Origin of the sequence: Mastigocoleus testarum BC008 (assembly GCF_001456025.1) — a bacterium.
Classification (GTDB): Bacteria; Cyanobacteriota; Cyanobacteriia; order Cyanobacteriales; family Nostocaceae; genus Mastigocoleus; species Mastigocoleus testarum.
In genome coordinates this window covers 1-20,334 of record NZ_LMTZ01000140.1, presented here as the reverse complement: position 1 = coordinate 20,334, position 20,334 = coordinate 1, and the positions used below count along the sequence as shown (strand labels likewise).

14 protein-coding genes and 1 tRNA gene are annotated in these 20,334 nt (G+C 35.9%); 10 read left to right on the top strand and 5 right to left on the bottom strand.

All coding sequences use genetic code 11. The features are described from left to right. Positions 1–640: 640 nt before the first annotated feature. Both BC008_RS37145 and BC008_RS47080 read left to right on the top strand, forming a co-directional pair. Positions 641–985, top strand: coding sequence for a translation initiation factor (locus BC008_RS37145; protein WP_027842656.1), 345 nt, complete (start codon positions 641–643; stop codon positions 983–985). A gap of 121 nt (positions 986–1,106) precedes the next feature. Further along, entirely contained in the window at positions 1,107–1,268 is a 162-nt protein-coding gene (locus BC008_RS47080; protein ID WP_072207805.1) for a YqaE/Pmp3 family membrane protein, read from the top strand. Between the two features lie 225 nt (positions 1,269–1,493). On the opposite strand, the gene BC008_RS37140 is transcribed toward BC008_RS47080, so the two are convergent. After that, entirely contained in the window at positions 1,494–2,831 is a 1,338-nt protein-coding gene (locus tag BC008_RS37140) for a hybrid sensor histidine kinase/response regulator (protein ID WP_027842655.1), read from the bottom strand. Positions 2,832–4,052: 1,221 nt separating this feature from the next. On the opposite strand from BC008_RS37140, the gene glpK reads away from it, so the two are divergent. Then, positions 4,053–5,567: a glycerol kinase GlpK gene (glpK, locus tag BC008_RS37135; protein ID WP_027842654.1), complete on the top strand. Its 1,515-nt coding sequence runs from the start codon at positions 4,053–4,055 to the stop codon at positions 5,565–5,567. A gap of 140 nt (positions 5,568–5,707) precedes the next feature. Here the strand turns inward: glpK and BC008_RS37130 are convergent, their stop codons facing one another. Both BC008_RS37130 and BC008_RS37125 read right to left on the bottom strand, forming a co-directional pair. Further along, complete coding sequence (locus BC008_RS37130; protein WP_027842653.1) at positions 5,708–5,947, bottom strand: hypothetical protein; 240 nt, start codon at positions 5,945–5,947, stop codon at positions 5,708–5,710. 1,182 nt (positions 5,948–7,129) lie between these two features. Continuing rightward, entirely contained in the window at positions 7,130–8,368 is a 1,239-nt protein-coding gene (locus BC008_RS37125; RefSeq protein ID WP_027842652.1) for a septal ring lytic transglycosylase RlpA family protein, read from the bottom strand. A gap of 1,368 nt (positions 8,369–9,736) precedes the next feature. Between BC008_RS37125 and pds the strand changes: the two genes are divergently transcribed. The 3 genes from pds (at position 9,737) to BC008_RS37110 (ending at position 12,301) form a co-directional block, all read left to right on the top strand. After that, on the top strand, positions 9,737–11,179 hold the full coding sequence (gene pds / locus BC008_RS37120) for a 15-cis-phytoene desaturase (protein ID WP_027842651.1): 1,443 nt from the start codon (positions 9,737–9,739) through the stop codon (positions 11,177–11,179). Next, the gene (gene crtB, locus BC008_RS37115; protein ID WP_027842650.1) at positions 11,163–12,095 is read left to right on the top strand and encodes a 15-cis-phytoene synthase CrtB; all 933 of its coding nucleotides are present in this window, start codon (positions 11,163–11,165) and stop codon (positions 12,093–12,095) included. Before pds ends, crtB begins: the two co-directional genes overlap by 17 nt. 114 nt (positions 12,096–12,209) lie before the next feature. After that, positions 12,210–12,301: transfer RNA gene (locus BC008_RS37110), tRNA-Ser, on the top strand. A 199-nt stretch (positions 12,302–12,500) separates the two neighbouring features. Here the strand turns inward: BC008_RS37110 and BC008_RS37105 are convergent. Beyond that, a complete protein-coding gene (locus tag BC008_RS37105; RefSeq protein ID WP_027842649.1) occupies positions 12,501–13,376 on the bottom strand; it encodes a hypothetical protein in 876 nt (291 codons plus the stop codon). A 1,324-nt stretch (positions 13,377–14,700) separates the two neighbouring features. Between BC008_RS37105 and BC008_RS37100 the strand changes: the two genes are divergently transcribed. Next, on the top strand, positions 14,701–15,471 hold the full coding sequence (locus BC008_RS37100; protein WP_027842648.1) for a WecB/TagA/CpsF family glycosyltransferase: 771 nt from the start codon (positions 14,701–14,703) through the stop codon (positions 15,469–15,471). Positions 15,472–15,944: 473 nt separating this feature from the next. On the opposite strand, the gene BC008_RS37095 is transcribed toward BC008_RS37100, so the two are convergent. Further along, positions 15,945–16,883, bottom strand: coding sequence for a serine hydrolase (locus tag BC008_RS37095; RefSeq protein ID WP_027842647.1), 939 nt, complete (start codon positions 16,881–16,883; stop codon positions 15,945–15,947). Positions 16,884–16,938: 55 nt separating this feature from the next. Between BC008_RS37095 and BC008_RS37090 the strand changes: the two genes are divergently transcribed. The 3 genes from BC008_RS37090 to BC008_RS37080 all read left to right on the top strand — a co-directional run bounded on the left by BC008_RS37090 (position 16,939) and on the right by BC008_RS37080 (position 20,183). After that, positions 16,939–17,655, top strand: coding sequence for a C40 family peptidase (locus BC008_RS37090; protein ID WP_027842646.1), 717 nt, complete (start codon positions 16,939–16,941; stop codon positions 17,653–17,655). A 32-nt stretch (positions 17,656–17,687) separates the two neighbouring features. Continuing rightward, entirely contained in the window at positions 17,688–18,701 is a 1,014-nt protein-coding gene (locus BC008_RS37085) for a glycosyltransferase family 2 protein (RefSeq protein ID WP_036265145.1), read from the top strand. A gap of 303 nt (positions 18,702–19,004) precedes the next feature. Then, positions 19,005–20,183, top strand: coding sequence for an MFS transporter (locus BC008_RS37080; protein ID WP_235595998.1), 1,179 nt, complete (start codon positions 19,005–19,007; stop codon positions 20,181–20,183). Positions 20,184–20,334: the final 151 nt, after the last annotated feature.

Sequence of the window (20,334 nt, the reverse complement as noted above, 5' to 3'; positions counted from 1 at the left end):
TGTTATTTGAATCGACTTAGTTTCTGGTTACTAATTGAATTTTTTGACAAACAAATATGGTAAGCACATCTGGTAGATAGAGATATCTAACCGACATAGATATATGTGTTGGCTAGAATTATGTCTCACAAAGGTGAAAATTAATGATGGTAAAGCTAGCCTAGCCTTATTCTTCACAGATTTTCTTGTCGATTACAGAAATGGAAACCAACTTTTTATAAATTTCTCAATTTTTCAAGCTTTTTCTCGATCTGTGCTTCTGAAGATATATATTTTGTGGGTTGAAGTTTTCTACAATAATAAGTGAGACTGTTGGGCTTAATTTTCTCTTATCTCGTTTGAAGTCAGTGAAACTTTGCTATACCGTGTAAGAATTTAGAAGTGAGATCTAGTTCTTCCTAATTTACAGCTTATGAACTTACAGCTTATGAACTTATACATTACCTAATCAGGTAGAACTTTGGAGAACACTGTTTGTCCTACGGACACGCTATGCTAACGTCGTAGACGCGGTAAAAGCTATAGCTAGCAAACTTTTGTTCGCACAGCGAGCAGCGAGCGTAACGAATACGCTAATGACTCCTCGCCTATAGCGCTACATAACTTCTAAACTTGCAACTGCTGAATTTTATCTAAAAATATGGCTGCATCAAAAGGTAAATCTAAAAAACATTCCGGATGGCGGGAGTTTGGCGAGGATAACTCCATTGCAACCGAAAAAGCGACTCCAGATCTACCCCCAGAGAAGCAAAATATACGAGTACAATCAACCCGAGCAGGACGTAAGGGTAAAACTGTAACTGTGATTACAGGTTTCCAATCAAAAACAGAAACTCTACAAGCATTACTCAAAAAACTAAAAAGTCAATGCGGTAGCGGTGGAACTTTAAAAGAAAACGAAATTGAGATTCAAGGTGACCACAAGCAGAAAATTTTAGACATCTTAAAACAATTGGGTTACAAAGCCAAAATCAGTGGAGGTTAAATTAATATCTTTAGACATGACCTGCTATTTGATGTGATACCTGTCGTTTGATGCCATAAATGTTATCTTAAAAAAAATGATAGATAAAATCCTGCTCATATAAATTTAATAGGAGGGAGCTATGGATTTAGTTCGCATACTTTGTGCTATATTCTTGCCACCTTTAGGAGTATTTCTACAGGTTGGAATCGGAGTAGACTTTTGGATTAATCTACTTTTGACTATTTTTGGTTTTTATATTCTAGGAATCGTCCATGCTGTCTGGGTAATTGCTAGAAAATAATTTTAAGTGTTGAAGATTAGAGATTAACTAATAAATAATTTGCGATTTGGGTTGAGTAATAGCTTAACCCAATATTTATATATTTTATTGATATGCTTATCAAACTAAAAAGTACTAAATAACAATTTGTTTATTATTTTCTTATTAAGATAATAATTCTATCAAACATAAGTAAAGTATCACAAAATATTTGGCTGTTTCAAAATTTGGCTGTTTCAGATTAAGTTACTTTAATGGAAGCCCGATCACAAATTTTGCACCTTTGCCGGGTAAAGAAATACATTTTAACTTTCCCTCATGTTTTTCTTCTACGATTTGGAGACTGATTGACAAACCTAAGCCAGTACCTTTACCCACAGTTTTGGTAGTAAATAAATGTTTAAATACATTTTTTTTAATCTCATCAGGTATTCCAGGTCCATTATCTTCGATTGATATAGTAACCACTTGATGTTCTTGAATAAACCTAGTAGTGATGTTTATTAAGTTCGGATTAGTTTGAATTTCACTGTAAGAACGTCCATTATTAATCTCATCAAAAGCATCGATCGCATTTGCAATGATATTCATAAACACTTGATTAAGCTGGCTGGGAAAACAATTAACCAGAGGTAACTCTCCATAATCTTTTTTGATTTCAATATTGGGACGACGCTCATTTGCTTTGAGACGATGTCTTAAGATTAGTAAAGTGCTATCTATTCCTTCGTGAATATCAAAATAAACTTTATTTGTAGTATCAGAACGAGAAAACGATCTTAAAGAAGTACTGATATTATAAATACGCTCGGCTCCCGTTTTCATAGAGTCGATGATTTGGGGTAAATCTTCTAATAAATAGTTTAATTCTATTTTTTGAGCATGGCTTTCAATTAAAGATACTGTTTGAGGATATTCATGCTGATAAAGTCTTAAATGCTCAATAAGGTTTTGGATATAATCTTCCGTGTGTTCTATATTACCAGCAATAAAGCTAAGAGGGTTATTAATCTCATGAGCTACTCCCGCAACCAACTGACCCAGAGCAGACATTTTTTCTGTTTGTATTAGTTGCATTTGAGTATTTTGTAAATCTTCTAATGCTTGGGAAAGTTGATTTGTCCTTTGTGCAACTCTTTCTTCTAAATCTTTAGTCAACTCTTCCAATAGAAAATTTTTATGTTCCAACGTTTTTGTTAAATTACTTAATTTTAAATGTACGCGAACGCGGGCTAAAACCTCTTCTTCTTCAAATGGTTTTGTAATATAATCTACAGCACCAACAGATAAGCCTTTTATTTTATCCTTAGAATCGATAGATGCTGTCATGAAAATAATTGGTATGTCCTGAGTAGTAGTATTTTGTTTGAGTAAATTACAGGTTTCAAAACCATCAATTCCAGGCATTTGAATATCTAATAAAATTAACTCTGGTTTTTGGTTGAGTACTTTTTGAATTGCATCTTGACCATTAATTGCTAACATTACAGTCATGCCATTTCGCTGTAATGAACGAGATAACATTGATAAATTAGTAGGCTGGTCGTCAACTATAAGTATCGTTCCCGTTTCTCGGACTTGCATAATTTTTTATTATCTTCCAATTATGATAATAGTATTAGCTATTAAAATATTTAATAATAGGTAGACCAAATATGTTAATATTATTGGCCATAAGTTGTAGAACATAATTAGATAAACTAACTACTTTACTCAAGTTAACGTAGATTTTTTTTTATGAATATACCTCCTCAAAAGTACATTAGTTTAAAATCGCTCTTACTCTTAATAATTTTTCCACAAGCTGTTATGCCAAAATTTTGATAAAAACTATCTCTTCACGATAAAAAACACAGTTAAAAGCTTTAAAAAGCTTAAAATTAATAGAATTTAAGTAATAAATCGATTTTTTACGTTGTCCTGTGAGCATCTTGAGGTTCAATAGGATGGATTTAGCATATTATGTCCTGAAGAACTATAATTTTTTACAAATGCTTAACTAAAATAAAAATAGTTTTTCTATTTTGATGAAACATTAACTAACCTCAAATAGCCGATAATTTTTGTGAATTTGGATACTCGTATTAATACCTATGTACCTCCTAGAATTTGTAGCGAGACTTGTTAATAACAATATGGGACGCAGTATTTTCACACAACCCATAACGATAAATTTGGCAGAGGTTCTCGGGAAAAATCTAAAGTTTTGTATCAACTAGAGGCAGCTTTGTCAAGGCGCATATTGTAACAAGATAAAATCTATTAGGACTTACACATTGTTTTCTGGGTAGGGTATATTGTATTTGTGCGTTTATTTTTATCATTTGCTTTAATTCTCTATCTTCAACATCATTACATTAAGTTCGTTCTGCAGTAATTGAATATACATAATTACGTAAGAACACTATGGCGAGTTTGCCCTACCTCGAAGATACTTAAGTTTCCAGATATTTCTGGCATAAATTTTGTAAATTTTACGTGGTGGTACTAATGCACCCTTTTAACCACCGCGTTTTTTATTTTCAATATTATTTTGAAGTATTCTTTTTGAAATATTCTTATTTTTTCTAATTTCTAAGTTTAACCACACCAAAACGTATATTATTTCAACTATGTATTTTTTTATATAGCAATCCTAAGTCATTTGCGAGAATCAATATTGTAGAGACGTTGCAGAGCCTGCGGCGTCGGCGTTAGCCTCTGCAAAGTCTCTACGGGATTTATCTATTCACAAATCAAATATGATTGCTATATATATTTTTTGGTGTATATTTTCCTCATTTTAGCTTGGGAGTTTAGAAGGGGATGGGAGATCCAAAGTACATTTTGGCGTTGGACTTGGGTACCACAGGTAACCGGGCATTTTTATTTGATAGAAATGGTCAAGTTGTTGGGAAAGCATACAAAGAATTGAGGCAATATTACCCTCAACCCGGATGGTTAGAACACGATCCACTAGAAATTTGGCAAGCTACTTGCTGGGTAGCAAAAACTGCTATCGAGAAAGCGAATATCAATTCAAGTGAAATAGCTGCACTTGGATTGACAGTACAGAGAGAAACTTGTTTGTTATGGAATCAAAACACGGGAGAACCTTTACATCGTGCTATTGTTTGGCAAGATCGACGAACTGCTTCGGAGTGTGAGGATTTACGAACGCAAGGTTATGGACCAGAAATCTATCATCGTAGCGGACTAGTAATTGACGCATATTTCTCAGCAAGTAAGCTTGCGTGGCTGTTGAAAAACATACCGGACATCGATTATAAAAGTACTCTGGCTGGGACTATTGATAGCTGGATACTCTGGAAACTCACAAATGGAAAAGTTCATGGGACTGACCATAGTAACGCCAGTCGTACTATGCTCATGAATCTTGAAAATTGTCAGTGGGATGAAACATTATTGGATTTATTTCAAATACCTACGGATATTTTGCCAACAATAAAACCAAGTTTCGGAGAATTTGGAGTTACAGACCCAAAAATTTTAGGTACGGCTATTCCCATCACTGCAATCTTGGGGGATCAGCAAGCGGCTTTATTTGGTCATTGTTGCTGTCGTCCTGGTTTGATGAAGTGTACCTATGGAACCGGTAGTTTCTTGGTTGCTTATACCGGCAAAGATATAGTTCGTTCTCAAAATCAGCTTCTCAGTACCGTGGCATGGAGTCAAATAAACCAAAATAGTAATTTAGATGTAAGTTATGCTTTGGAAGGCAGCATGTTTACTAGTGGTGCTTGCATTCAATGGTTGCGTGATGGTATCAAGCTTATTGAAAATGCCGTAGAAACAGAATCAATGGCAACAAGAGTGAAAAATAACGGTGGGTTATACTTTGTTCCTGCTTTGAGTGGGCTTGGTGCACCTCACTGGGATATGTCTGCTAGAGGAAGCTTTTTTGGTATTACTGCTGGAATTACCTCAGAACATATGGTGCGTGCTGTTTTGGAAGCAATAGCTTATCAGGTTAAAGAAGTTGTGCAAATTATTGATACTGCTAGCATTAATCCCATCAAAGTACTAACAGTAGACGGTGGTGCTTGTCAAAATAATTTCTTAATGCAGTTTCAAGCAGATCTTTTACAAATACCTGTGGAACGTCCAATGATGTGCGATATAACCGTACAAGGAATTGCATTTGCTGCTGGTATAGTTGTAGGATTTTGGGAAAAAATTGAAACTCTTCGAGAAGGACGAGTAATTGAGCGTGTGTTCAAACCCAGTAAAGATTGCAATCATGCTCAAGCTAATTTTAAAACTTGGCTTCGTGCTGTTGAGCGCTCAAAGCATTGGTTAATTGAAACTCACACACCTTAAAAGTGGTGCATGGAATTCTTAGTTTTGCGAAGGAAGGCTAATGTTGAATCGCTTATAGACCTAGTCTTACACCAACAGCCTGCATAAGTATAAGGCAAGAACCTCTAATTCTTGGATCGTACTCTTTGTTTTGCCGTTAATTAAACACAGAAATCATCTCCTTCTGGCTCTGACATCCAACGATTTGTAAGCTTTTCTTCTATTAATCCTTCCTGAACATATTTCTGATAACGTGGATTATTTTTTATCTCTTCGGGAAGCCAATTTTCTCCAAGACGCAGTCGATACTCTCCTAATGTTAATGCACCAACCTTTTTACCTGAAATCTTTTTAGGATGTAAAATTACGCAAATAAGCTTCTTTTTGTTTGATTTACTCATAATTTTCAGATTATAAGTTTGATATTTGAACCTTAATTATGTAACTCGAATTTATGCTCTGTATACTCTGGAAAAGTAAGCAAGCACATAAATAATTGAGAGCATGTAAAACGTGATGCACAAAATCATTACTTGGCATTGCATTCTGCTAACATATTTAGAGTCAGATATGATTCAAATCGCTGTGATTCTTAAAAACTCTAATACTTCACCCTGACTCTAGAAATAAATCAAATAAATTCTGCTCCAGTTTAAATTCTGGTCCTTTCTTATAGTTAGCGATGCATAGAATTTCTTGCGTATCATAATCCAATCAAAATTATTAAATCAAGTAAATAATTTCCTTGACTATGGATATCTAAATTCCCAAAAATACCTATAGATTAAATTCGATATCAACTTTAAAAAGTGACTTAAATTATTGATACTATTTTTAGTGTAAGAATATCATCGCTGCTACACAGATTGCACTATATTACTTATTACTTCTGGTATTGGTTTTGGCAACTCGAACGACTATCTCTAAATTCTGTTCATTACAATTATTTTCATATCTATAAGCAGAAGATTATACCAAGAGAGCACAATCTACACAGCTGATATCATACAGTCGCGAAGAATAATGCCAATTTACTATATACATATTAAATATCTGCATCTTCAAAATGTAAATAATTATTAAATTTATTGTGATGTAGCGCAAAAATTATAATTTATCTGAGCTTAGTTAAGCTATTTGAAATCAGATATAAAGTGAATATCATGTTGTCAATGTATTGGCAGTTGCGATCGCTGATACTATCAGTATGTATAGCTTTGGAGCGAAGAAAGTATAAACTGAATATTTTTGTCAGCCTGTCTTGATGTCATTTAACGCCATAATTTCATACTTATGAACAATAGTATATGTAGCAAAGTGATAAATAAATGCAGGTATTGCTAGCTACAAATCCCTGCATTTATTCGTTACCATGAGATAGTAATCGAATCGTCAAATAATCCCTGGTATTAGTCCAGGGTTTTTTTATATATACATATACTCACAGTTTTTTCTCAAAGAAAAAGTAATATATACTACTTATTGTGGAAGTGTAAAAAAATATATTCATCCTTGTAACTTTTGGCATGATTATTTTCAGTTTAAGAAAAAAAATTCATTAAGCAATATACTCCCAAAAGGATTCAAAAACTAGAGATTGTTACTACGCTTGCAGAAGATTTCCGATTTTTCCGAGCTTGAGTTATTTTTTTTAAATTCAATTGGATTTGCTCGGGCTTCATTATTACTGCTGTGTAGGGTACGACTCCAGCTTTCTCACTACCAATACATCTGGCTGCAATCCTTGATAAATCAAGACTTCTAGGAGGTATATAGGGACCGCGATCGTTGACCCTAACTACTACTGTTTTTCCTGTCTGAGTGTTAGTTACCCGTAGAAAAGTATTGAATGGTAAGGTTTTATGAGCAACAGTGAACTCATTTTGGTTGTATCTCTCACCATTTGCTGTCAAGCGTCCATGAAAATAGTCTCCATACCAAGATGCAAAACCAGACAAACGTTCCTGGGAAGCTTTCAAGTTATGCATTGTGACTTGTGCTTCTGTTAAGGATAGTCGTGGAGTGTGAAGTGCTGAACGTAGATTATTTATCCATTCGATTGCAAGCAGATCTGGATTCCGATGATTTTTTCGAGAAATTTCTTGGTTTATACCGAATAAAAACCGATTCCCCACCATCAATGCTGGAGTTCCGTTGATAAAAGCTGGTCTGAGTTTAGAAGCGTGGAAACTTGACGATTCTAGAAGTTTCTTCAAGCGCAGCTGCATCAAATTAGCTTGGGATTTATTTGGTAGATTAGCTATCAGATGATTCTTTAACCACACTTCATATTTTTCTTTTCCTCTACGAATTATAAGCACTGCTGAAGACATTGATTGGAGATTATTTTTTGTATTACTGGTAATATAGAAAATGTTTTGCAGTGCTTGACCAAGCCATCCTGACGATGACTGCATAACTCCTGAGGATAAAAAATCTTGCTGCAAAAATCTAGTTTTGATTGATTGAAGAGATACAGGGAAGCTAGATTTAGTTTGTATTTGCGGTGATTTAGGAAAAAGATTTTGAGAGGAAGAACAAAATTTAGTACTACGATAGGTAATTTTACGTTCGGATTTCGGCGTTGACAGAGAATTGACTAATTTTTCATTTTTCCAATCCATCTTCAAAAACCTTGAAGGAGGAATAGCTGCACCCCATAAATTAAAATGTGATGGAAAAACTTCACTTAGAGAACTTTCAAGGCTGGAAACAACTCTCTTTTGTACAATGGTCGAAGTTGGACTTGGTGACGAAATTTGATTGAAAGACCAAGCCGCACTAAACCAAGATGTTACCCAAATCATCCCAAAAAATAGCATGGTTCTTTCAATTTTATTTTTAATTACCGTGCTTCTGATAAAGTGCAGATCTACTTTTCGCAAAAAAAGAATTTTCAACAATTAAATTGTTTTATATCTACTTTGCAAAACAGATAAGCTATATTTTTTACTCATATTCCTCATCGATACTCACTGAAGCTTATCTTATCTTTCAAAAGATTGACAGACAAATAAGACATTTGGATATTAATTCATTAAATTATGGCTTTTACAATTTGAATTTTTTATAACTGCCATCAATTAACTCACTTAATTATATTTTTGCTGAATTTTAAGCAACAGTGTAAATACTTATTCATAAGATGTATATTATTTTTGAGATTTACAGTTTTTGCATTTACCAAATTATATTCTTCAATAATTAGCTGCATTTTGAGAAATATTCTAATCATCTATCTGTGTTTTTTTGATTAAAATAGCCCTCTAAAATTTTAATTATTACTATTTTTATTCCTAAAAACTTAAAAACATTTTTTTGTTTCTAATAGTTAATTTAATACTGTGAATCATATGATAAAGTTTTGTTTTTATCGACGGAAAATACAGACTTATAGCTATTTATTTAAGACAACTTTAAAGACTATTGTGAAAAGATATATTGCAGAGCCCTTGAGATATTGGATATATCTAAAACATTAGATTGCAAAGTAAATAAATAAAACAACGATAAATCTATTGAGAATATTTATCTATTAACTCAAGTTTCTAGTGAATTAACTAATTTTCCTCGCTCCCCTTTTCCTCGCTCCCCTAAGTCTCCCAATAAATAATTTGACCTATTTTCCTCTCCTCACACGGCTAGAGGGATAAAAAGCCAGGAAATTTGAACTAACAACTTAGATTATTAGAATTGGTTTGGAAGCTATTTGACCTTGATTAGCTTGCTGACAAGGGATCAATATATTGCTCATTAGTATAATTTTATGGCCAATCATGCGATAATTTGCGTTCAATAATGTTCAATGATAGTTGTGGTTTAATTTCAAACTAAGAGTAATTTATTGTCAAAGCATTTAGCGGAAAACTTCTGTTAGCGTGTGAGAATAAATACATATATGTGCTTTAAATTTTCATGTACGCTTTACAACTTGCTTCAAGACTAGTAAAAACAACTTCTAGTAAAAAAAACTCACAGTCAATGAATTCTGAGGTAATCCTGTGTTAAGTTACTAAACTAATCAAATTACTTAGCTAAGTACAGATAACGCAGGAATATTAGGATAATTACGTAAATAAAATCTTGGAATCATTTACGATAATTAAGCAATAACTGCAAAATGTAACGGATTGCAAAGTATAATGAGAACGACAAAGTTGTAAAGAAATATTGGGTAATAGTAAAGTTAAATGCGAGTAGCAATCGCAGGAGCAGGTCTAGCAGGACTTTCTTGTGCCAAATATCTTACCGACGCAGGTTACACTCCGATTGTTTTGGAGAGTAGAGATGTACTGGGTGGTTTGGTAGCTGCATGGAAAGATGCGGACGGCGACTGGTATGAAACAGGACTGCACGTGTTCTTTGGGGCATATCCCAATATGTTGCAGTTATTTAAAGAACTAAAAATAGAAGATCGGTTGCAATGGAAAGAGCACACCATGATCTTCAATCAACCGGAAAAACCCGGTACCTATAGTCGTTTTGATTTCCCCAATTTGCCAGCGCCGTTAAACGGAATTGTGGCAATTTTGCGGAATAACGATATGTTGACTTGGGGTGAGAAAGTCCAGTTAGCAAAAGGACTCGTTCCTGCAATGCTCCGGGGCCAGAAATATGTTGAATCAACAGATAGGTACACTTTTTCTGAGTGGTTAAAGATACAAGGTGTAAGCGAAGAAGTTCAACAAGATATTTTTATTGCCGCATCGAAGTCACTAAACTTTATAAATCCTGATGAGATATCAGCTGTAGTATTGTTGACAGCACTCAGGCGTTTTCTCCAGCAGAAAGATGGCTCGAAAATGGCATTTTTGGATGGTGCCCCTCCAGAACGTCTTTGCCAACCGATGGTAGATTATATTACTGCCAGAGGTGGGGAAGTTAGGCTGAATTCTCCTCTTAAAGAAATTATGCTAAATCCTGATGGAAGTGCGAAAGGCTTCCTAGTTAGGGGATTGAACGGTGCGTCGGATGAGATATTAACAGCTGACATCTATGTGTCTGCACTGCCAGTAGATCCACTTAAAGTTATGTTGCCACCTTCTTGGAAAAATCTAGAATTCTTCCAGAAGCTAGATGGACTAGAAGGGGTACCGGTAATCAACTTGCAATTGTGGTTTGACCGTAAACTTACAGATATTGACCAATTACTGTTTTCACGCTCGCCTTTGCTCAGTGTATATGCTGACATGAGTAATACCTGTAGAGAATACGCTAATTCTGAAAGGTCAATGTTGGAATTAGTTCTTGCCCCAGCTTCTGATTGGATTAGTAAATCTAACGAGGAGATTTTGGCAGCAACTCTTGCAGAATTAGAAAAACTTTTTCCTCAACACTTTGGCGGAGAGAATCCAGCCAAATTGCTGAAATATCACGTCGTAAAAACACCGCGTTCCGTTTATACGGCAACTCCCGGTCGCGAAAACTACCGTCCTTCCCAGAAAACTCCCGTAAGTAACTTTTATCTTAGTGGCAGCTATACCATGCAACCTTATCTCGGTAGCATGGAAGGTGCCGTACTTTCTGGTAAGCTGACAGCGCAGGAGATAGCCAGCGCCAATAAGGTGGCAAAATCTTCTGGAGAGCACAACACGCTAAAACCTCAGCCTGCAACGAATGCTGCAACTGCCTGATTCCCCTCTATGCATGAAAACTTCCGTCTCTGTGGACGAGTCCTACAAACTTTGTCAGCAACTCACAGCAAAGTATTCCAAAAGTTTTTACCTCGGTACTCTGCTGATGAGTCCAGCAAAGCGTCGAGCGATATGGGCAATTTATGCTTGGTGTCGCCGTACAGATGAGTTGGTAGATGGTCCTGCGGCTGCAATGACGACCCCAGAGACTTTAGATCTCTGGCAACAGCAGCTAGAGTCAATTTTTGCCGGCAATCCGGTAGATGATTTTGATGCGGCTTTAGCTGACACTATAAAAAAATTCCCAATGGATATCCAGCCCTTTGAGGATATGATTGAGGGTCAGCGCATGGATTTATACCGAAGTCGCTATCAAACTTTTGATGAGTTATACCTTTACTGTTACCGAGTTGCTGCTACGGTTGGTTTAATGTCTACAGCAGTCATGGGAATAGATATTTCTATGAATACTGCTCCCTGGAATAAAAATAAACCACCATATAATCCAATTCAAGAGGCGGTAGCCTTAGGAATTGCTAATCAGCTAACTAACATCTTACGGGATGTTGGTGAAGATGCTCGTAGAGGGCGGATATATCTTCCCCTCGAAGACTTGGAAAGGTTTAATTACACTGAAGAAGATTTATTCAAAGGTGTAATAGACCAACGATGGCGCGAACTGATGCGTTTCCAAATCAAAAGGGCACGTCAGTTTTACGTCCAAGCACAAAAGGGTATTCATTATTTATCAACCGATGCCCGTTTTCCTGTTTGGGCTGCGCTGATACATTACAGTCGCATATTAGCGAAAATCGAACGTAACGATTATGATGTATTCAGCCAACGCGCCTATGTACCGCAATGGCAAAAACTTCGTAGCTTGCCTATCGCTTGGATACGAGCTCAAGTTCTCTAGTGAACGGCATTTCAGTCACTAGTCTGTTAGTCTTCATAAAATTGACTGCAGACTATTGACTGGTAAGCCTTGACAAGATGCCAATGAGTCAATATAATTTATAATCGTTACCTTGGAGAGGTGGCTGAGTGGTTGAAAGCGGCAGATTGCTAATCTGTTGTACGGATCGTAAGGCCGTACCGAGGGTTCGAATCCCTCTCTCTCCGTTTAATTAATCTAATATGCAAATCTCTAAACTAATATTTTGGCTAAGATAATTAAAAATTCTTAGAGTAAATTTTGGATTGTTGATGTCAAAGTTGTAGGGAATGAGTCTTAAATAGTATTTTTATCTGAGTATTTCTTATACCAATTTGATAATAAAGTCAGCAGTCCAAAAACTGCTGACTTTTATGTAATTTACTATTAAAGACCTTTAAAGTTGTAACCAACTCCAAGCATCAAACCAATATCTGTATCGTCGAAGAAAGCAGCACTTATCGCAGCATTTGCTGTAAACTGCGAATTCAGAGGCACATCCACCCCACCTGTAACTAAGAAAGCCGCTTCAGAATCATCGCCTGTCTCAATAGCTGCTCCTGCACCGATGTAAGGAGCAATTGGTAGTGGTTCAGTAAATGGGTCCGCTGCATTTAAGGAAAAGTCATAGGTAAGGGGGACGAGAAACATAGTATCGTCACCAAGTACTGCTGCAGGACGCAATGATATTTTTTTGGTTAATCCTACTTTACTAATAACGACAAAATTACCGTCACCAAGGGCTGAGGTACCATCCAAACCGATATTCGCACCAATCCCAATATAGCTGGAGCCACCACGGGTAGTTCTACCAACACCAATATCTGCTTGGGCTAATTTTTTTTCTGATTTATTCTCAACCTCTGTGGAGTTTTCCTTTAAACTCTCGAGAACTGCTGATGAAGTTGAAACGGTTCCAGGGATAGGGGTAACTCCAGTGGTTTTATTTTGTGGATTTATGGTCTGGGAAATTTGCTCTGGTTTGGGACTACCTTGTGCCGATAATGCTTGTAATGAGTTTTGATTATTATTCGAAAATGCTTCGGAGATTGGAACAATCATCTCTGGGCTGGAAGTTTGTCGTTTAATATCTTCCCAAGTGAATCCTCCTTGAGGGTTGGACACCTGCAAATCTGCTTGGTTACCCAGTCTAGGTGTTTGATTTACTGTTTCAGCAATAGCAGAATTTCCATTGCTGATAACTGCTAGAGACGCCAAACCTAGAAAGCTAAATATACTCTTACGTAGAAAATTTGTATTCACATTCACTCCTTAAAACTTTGCTCGCGAAAAATATTTACATGAATTTTATGATAGACGTTGCTATTTTAAGGCAAGTTTTTTTAAAGCAACACCCAATATTGAATGCTGCAACTAATATTTATGCATGTTGTTTAATCCAAGGCGTTATAAATTGATATAACATCTAGTAGATTTTACATACATCTGGCTGTAGGTAAGCACGCTTAATTTTCATGAGTGCGGCTCATGAATTAATTTTTTAGGGTTAACTTTGGGATTATTTTTTTAGATAATACCCATGATAGGGAAAGACTACTTCATATGATAGAGAAAGACTACTTCATATAATGCTAAGCTACGCATACTTTCTGTAACTCTGACCTTAATTCTTTGTACTAAAACAAAAATATAATCCAAAAATATCATTTAGTGTTAGCGAGGTATCAACTGTGATTTATATCAGTATCTCAAAATCAATAAAAATTTATAACTCTTAAGTAATTTCAAAATTACAAGTAAAGAGCTATAAATAAAAATTTATTACTCCTCAGTAGGGATGTAAATTCTTTAAAGATATTCTAAAATTTACATATTAGATTATGATGCTTTTTGTAAAAAATACGTAAATACTCCTAATTTGTATTTTGTTTGTGCTACTTTAAAGATTATCCAAAATATAAATTGTGACTTAACTAATATTGCGGATACATTATTTTCATTTGTGCGATATAAAAGTTAGTTCTTACACCATTTCTCAAATAATCAGAAGGTTTGTGGGAGGTAAAAATCTCACTTTATATATTAGGGGTCAGCTGGTAAATATGAAATTCTTAACATATTAAAAACCTTTTTTATTTCATTCTGTAAGGTATAAGTGCTGAGACTCAAAAGATTGGTAAAACTATGTGGCTCTTCATTGTACTAAGTTAATTTCGCCTATTTGTCTTTCTAGTCTTCTTGAGTTGAGAAATTGTCTTGTTGACTATCGAATTGGAGTATAGCTTTTCTTCTAACACCTGAGAATAAAAAATCAGAAAAAATTTATTAGTATTGAGGTTTTTATTCTCTTAGACATCAGTTAAAGACCGCAGAATTATCTTTAATGTTTACAAACTCTTAGAAAAGAGTAATTGAGATAATTAATTTGAATAGCAATTAAGATTCATTGTAATATTTTCGAACAAATGTTACTAAGTGTCATCCAATATCAATATCAATGTTAATAAAGTCTAAACAACCTTTATTAGACCTGGGACTAATTTTCCATAAATTTTCGAATTAGGGAATATCCAAATTCGCATTATTGAATCTTTCATTACTAATAATTTATAGTTAAAAAAGTGACATGAGGAAAATTAAAATTCTCGACTTAGAAATTGATAACTTTTCACAAACTGAGTTTTTGCAGGAGTTTAAATCTGGCGTACTATTTACCCCTAATGTTGACCATTTAATGAAATTACAGAAGGACTTAGAATTTCAAAGGGCATATGATATGAGTGACTATAAAATTTGTGATAGCCAAATTATCGTATACGCATCGAAATTTCTCGGTACTCCCTTGGAAGAAAGAATTTCAGGTGCTGATTTCTTTCCTGCTTTTTACAATTATCATCGTAATAATCAAGATATTAGAATATTTCTTTTGGGTGCAGGAAAGGGTGTAGCAAGTCAAGCACAAAAAAATATCAATCAAAAAATTGGTCGCAATATCATTGTTGGTTCCTATTCTCCCCCATTTGGATTTGAAAAAGATTGGGCAGAATGTGAGCATATAGTGAATATCATCAAGAATTCTAGTGCAACTGTTCTAGCTGTAGGTTTAGGTTCTCCCAAACAAGAAAAATGGATTTTAAACTATAAGGAATCGTTACCAAATATCAAAATATTTATGGGTTTAGGAGCAACGATTGATTTTGAAGCTGGTAAGATAAAACGTTGTCCTAAGTGGATGGGTCAAGTTGGATTAGAGTGGTTGTTCAGATTAAGTCGCGAACCACAAAGATTATGGAAAAGATATATTTTAGATGATATCCCATTTTTCCTGTTGGTTCTAAAACAAAAGTTGAATCTGTATCGAAAAGATGACAAAACAACAATGATACTTGAGAAGTAACAAATATTTTGTCAGGTAGTCGTTGTATATACTGCCGGTAACTGCCTAGGTATTAGTAATTAATAAGGGGAGTTACTGCTGCCGATTAAATTAATTGCAGACATGTGTGTAATTATACGCTTCGATTATTCTGATGGAATTCTTTCCAGTATTTTCGTAAAGCCTAAATTGCTGTGAAAATAAACATCTTTCCATATCCATCTTCAGGAGTTAACTAGTTATGCATTTCCACTGCAAAATGTGAAGCTCCTGAATTATATTATCTAATCGAAATATTAGCTGATTTTAAGCTCTGTTCTCTATTAAGTTTATTCATCTTTCGAAAAAAATTATATTTCTAACCTTATTAGATAGCAATAAAATCTAACGGTGAAATATTATTCTGATTATTTTTATTTACCGGTCAATCATCATTGTTTGAAACTATGTATATAGCTAATAATGACAAATGACCAGTGACTAATTGCTATTTACTACATGTCAATAATTGCTTTTGCAAATTGTTGGGAAACAAATGGTAGTATTTCTCGATTTTGGGCATTTTCTTTCCCTTCAGTAAATACTACTAATAGGTAGGGACGACTGTCAGGGATTTCAATGTATGCAGCATCATGGCGATTTTTGGAAGTCCAACCCGCCTTAGACCATATTTGCGCTTCAGATGACAAAGCACCACCCAAAAAGCCTGTTATCTGATCTTCTTCTATGTCTAGAGGTAGTTCTTCGGGGTTGAGAGAACGCTTCATTAATGCCATCATTTCTTGCGAGCGCGTGCTAGAAACTGTGACCCCTCCCATAATTCCATGTAACAGCCGTGCGATCGCATTAGTTGTCAGCATGTTACGATTTTCTAGCAATTCACCATAAAATGCTCGCTCCCTTCCATAGGGTCCGTCACCCCAAGTTTTTTGGCAAACATTAATATTTTCCAGTTCCTCCCATCCCAAAGATTTAAAATAACGGTTAACGATATGACGCTGTTGCTTCCAAGTTTCGAATGGTCCCGGAGGTAGCTCTGGTCCACTGGTCGTTCCAGTTAAGATGTCTAGGACTAAACTGGTAGCATCATTGCTAGATTCGATAATCATGTCCTTGATCGCCCTTTCTAATTCTGGGCTCGATTGGACCATACCTTTTTCTAACCATTCATGTATTGCTACTAAATAAAATAGTTTTACTACACTTGCTGGATAAATTCGCTCACTTCCACGATAAGTAAAACCACGTACGGGATGATTCCAGAAAGCTTTGGGAGTAAGGGCTCCACCGGTGTTCACAGGTACGGGCGGATCGTAAACTATCCAAGTTAAAGCAATTTGGTTACGTGCTAACCTAGGAAACTTCGCCCAGGTTGACTCTAAAATGCCATTACCGAGATTTTCAAGCTGTTCGCCTTGGTTAAAAAAAATCATACTCAATGAAGATAGCGATCGCAATTAATTTTTGTGTGAGAGGTTAAAGATTATTATGGTGTCTGCTGCACAATTACAAGCAAATATCGAATATGAATGCCTGAAGGATTTAGATTTATATGATTCTGCACAATGTACGACTTTAGCAACTCAAGCTGCAAAGGGTAGATACTTACGGATAATTGTAGAAAGCTTAAAGGAAAAATCTGTGCGGGTGCGCTTGTGCGAAGATGATTATCCTGGTTGGATATTAATTTCTGATTTGGAATTCCTCAATCCTACTACCCAAACTTATCAAGCTAAATTTTTTACTCCAGAACAAATAGAACAGTTATTGCCAGATGCTATAGCTTTTACCCGCAAAGCGATGGAAAAGTCAAATTATTATTTGTGGGGAGGAACAGTAGGACCTAATTTTGATTGTTCGGGATTAATGCAAGCTGCATTTGCTTCAGTGGAAATTCGTATACCCAGAGATGCTTACCAGCAAGAAGGTTTCTTGGAGCCAATATCTGTAGAAAATTTACAACCGGGTAATTTCGTGTTTTTTGGGACTCCCCAAAAAGCCACTCATGTGGGACTCTATTTAGGAGACAATCGCTATATTCACTCATCTGGAACAGATATTGGTCGAAATGGCATTGGAATCGATATTCTCTCGGAACAGGGAGATGAGGTTAGTCGGTCATATTACAAGCTGTTACGTGGCGCTGGCAGAATAGTTAGAAATTATCAACCCAATTATCAGCCTAATTATTCAGCAGGTGAATAAAAACATCCAGGAGATTCATCATACCCAAAAATATGAGCAATAGATTGTTAGTAAAAAACGGGTTAGTTAGTAACGAGGAAGGAATTTCGCCTGTTTTGGCAGTTTCTATAGTTGTCCCTGTATATAACGAAGTTGAAAGTTTACCCCATTTGATTGAGGCAATCGCTTCAACTTTAAGTAATACTGATTTGAGTTATGAGATTATCTGCGTAGATGATGGTTCAAAAGATGGTTCGGCTAAGTTGTTAAAGGAACAAGCTGAAGCTCGCACCGATCTACAAGCAGTAATACTCCGTCGTAACTACGGTCAAACCGCTGCAATGTCAGCAGGATTTCACCACGCACGGGGTAAGGCGATCGTTACTTTAGATGGCGATTTGCAGAACGATCCGGCAGATATTCCTATGCTGCTAGACAAATTAGAAGAAGGTTTTGATTTAGTAAGTGGATGGCGCAAAAAACGCCAGGATGCAGCTTTGACCAGATTACTTCCCTCTAAAATTGCCAACTGGTTAATTGGAAGGATCACAGGAGTTAAATTAAATGACTATGGCTGTTCTCTCAAGGCTTATCGGGGCGAACTAGTAGCCGACATGAATCTTTATGGAGAACTACACCGATTTCTCCCAGCCCTGGCTTATATAGAAGGAGCAAGAATTACCGAAACACCCGTACGTCACCATGCTCGCCGTTTTGGTAGTAGTAAATATGGAATATGGCGGACTTTTCGGGTGTTAATGGATTTATTAACTATTGCTTTTATGAAAAAATTCCTGACTCGTCCCATGCATGTATTCGGACTGTTAGGTTTAATTTCTATAAGCTTTGGTGGAACGCTGGGAATTTATTTAACTTGGGTTAAGTTCATTTTGGGTGAAGATATCGGCAATCGTCCCCTGTTGATTTTAGTAGTTTTGCTTTTGGTTACAGGGGTACAATTATTTTGCTTCGGATTGCTTGCAGAATTACTCATGCGTACTTATCACGAATCTCAGGGACGTACAATCTATCGAGTTAGAGAAGTCGTCGGTCGAGATATTAAGTAATGTAAAGATATAATGAATACAGTTATCAAAGAATAATTATAAATTGTCAGTAATTGGGAACAGCAAACAATATTAGTTCAATCTGGAATTAGTCATAAAGCGAACAAAAAACAGGAAAAATGGGAAAAACATTTAACTGATAGCTAATAACCGTTAACTGTTAACTGTTAACTGATAACTGATAACTGATAACTGAATCATTACCGATTTGCATCTACCGTGAAACTACTCCTCACACTCGATAAAAAATTACGATCTAACCTGTTGATTTTATTTGCAGCAGGTTTATTATTTTGGTGCAGCATGGCTTCATTCCTACCCACTCTACCCCTTTACGTTGACCATATTGGGGGAACAAAGCAAGAGGTTGGGATTGTAATGGGTAGCTTTGCTATAGGTTTGTTGTCATTTCGTACTAGGTTGGGTAAATTTTCCGACCGAAGGGGACGAAAAATAGTTTTACTTATTGGGACACTAGTAGTAACAATTGCTCCTTTATTGTATATAGGAACAAACTCGATTTATGGCTTAATCGCTATTCGTGCTTTTCATGGTATAAGTATTGCTGCTTTTAGTACTGCCTACACAGCGTTGGTTGCTGATCTAGCACCGGAAGAGAATCGCGGTGAAATCATTGGTTACATGAGTTTGGTTAGTTCTTTAGGTGTAGCCATTGGTCCGGCGGTTGGAAGTTATTTAGTTGAGACAGCAGGCTATCCGCAGCTATTTCTTTTTGCTTCTGGATTAGGATTTGTCAGTATCTTATTTTCTACACAAATTACCAATCCCCCAATTAATTCATCTGGACAAAAAAATAATAAAAGTAAGTTTTGGCAGTTATTTGCTGATCCTAAAGTTCGGGTTCCGGCAATAATATTGTTACTCGTCGGTCTTAATTTTGGCAGTATGAGAACTTTTGTTCCTTTGTTTATTAAATCTACCGATGCAGGATTAAATCCCGGTTTATTCTATACTGCTTCTGCCACTGCCGGCTTTAGTGTCAGATTACTTGTAGGTAGGGCTGCAGACCGTTACGGTCGCGGTTTGTTTGTAAGTATTAGCCTTATCTTGTACGTTATTGCACTGGTTAATATCTGGTCTGCTAATAGTTCCCAAAGCTTCCTAATTTCTGGGGCTATTGAAGGTGCTGGCTTGGGAATGTTAATTCCAATGATATCCGCAATCATTGCTGATCGTGCTTTACCAGAAGAACGGGGACGGATGTTTGGCTTTTGTTTAACAGGATTTGACTTAGGGATTGCGATCGCAGGTCCAGTTTTAGGTACTGTAGCTGAGGAAATTGGCTACCGCAATATTTTTGCCTTTAGTGCAGCTTTAAGTTGTCTTGCTTTTCTGATATTCATTACGCAATCGAGCAAAGATGTTTCCCATTCATTACGTTTTGCTTTTGGTCGGGGACAAGATCTTTACGCTCTAAATCAAATAGATAGAAATTTAACTACAAAACATTCCCAATCCTAGGAAAGTTTTTTATAGTTTTTTTTCATCAAGGTTGTACCTACAAACGAGATTTTTCAAACAATTAAAGTATCCCCTCAAAATTCCGGGGTAAGGAGTTACTCAGGTATCCATGACCAACCAAAAGGATTAGAAGAGGACTTATCCCGAATTA

Excerpts from the sequence above, each read along its gene's own strand:
- BC008_RS37145 (WP_027842656.1), top strand. The coding sequence starts at position 641 with ATGGCTGCATCAAAAGGTAAATCTAAAAAACATTCCGGATGGCGGGAG.
- BC008_RS47080 (WP_072207805.1), top strand. The coding sequence starts at position 1,107 with ATGGATTTAGTTCGCATACTTTGTGCTATATTCTTGCCACCTTTAGGA.
- BC008_RS37140 (WP_027842655.1), bottom strand. The coding sequence starts at position 2,831 with ATGCAAGTCCGAGAAACGGGAACGATACTTATAGTTGACGACCAGCCT.
- glpK (WP_027842654.1), top strand. The coding sequence starts at position 4,053 with ATGGGAGATCCAAAGTACATTTTGGCGTTGGACTTGGGTACCACAGGT.
- BC008_RS37130 (WP_027842653.1), bottom strand. The coding sequence starts at position 5,947 with ATGAGTAAATCAAACAAAAAGAAGCTTATTTGCGTAATTTTACATCCT.
- BC008_RS37125 (WP_027842652.1), bottom strand. The coding sequence starts at position 8,368 with ATGCTATTTTTTGGGATGATTTGGGTAACATCTTGGTTTAGTGCGGCT.
- pds (WP_027842651.1), top strand. The coding sequence starts at position 9,737 with ATGCGAGTAGCAATCGCAGGAGCAGGTCTAGCAGGACTTTCTTGTGCC.
- crtB (WP_027842650.1), top strand. The coding sequence starts at position 11,163 with ATGCTGCAACTGCCTGATTCCCCTCTATGCATGAAAACTTCCGTCTCT.
- BC008_RS37100 (WP_027842648.1), top strand. The coding sequence starts at position 14,701 with ATGAGGAAAATTAAAATTCTCGACTTAGAAATTGATAACTTTTCACAA.
- BC008_RS37095 (WP_027842647.1), bottom strand. The coding sequence starts at position 16,883 with ATGATTTTTTTTAACCAAGGCGAACAGCTTGAAAATCTCGGTAATGGC.
- BC008_RS37090 (WP_027842646.1), top strand. The coding sequence starts at position 16,939 with ATGGTGTCTGCTGCACAATTACAAGCAAATATCGAATATGAATGCCTG.
- BC008_RS37085 (WP_036265145.1), top strand. The coding sequence starts at position 17,688 with ATGAGCAATAGATTGTTAGTAAAAAACGGGTTAGTTAGTAACGAGGAA.
- BC008_RS37080 (WP_235595998.1), top strand. The coding sequence starts at position 19,005 with ATGGCTTCATTCCTACCCACTCTACCCCTTTACGTTGACCATATTGGG.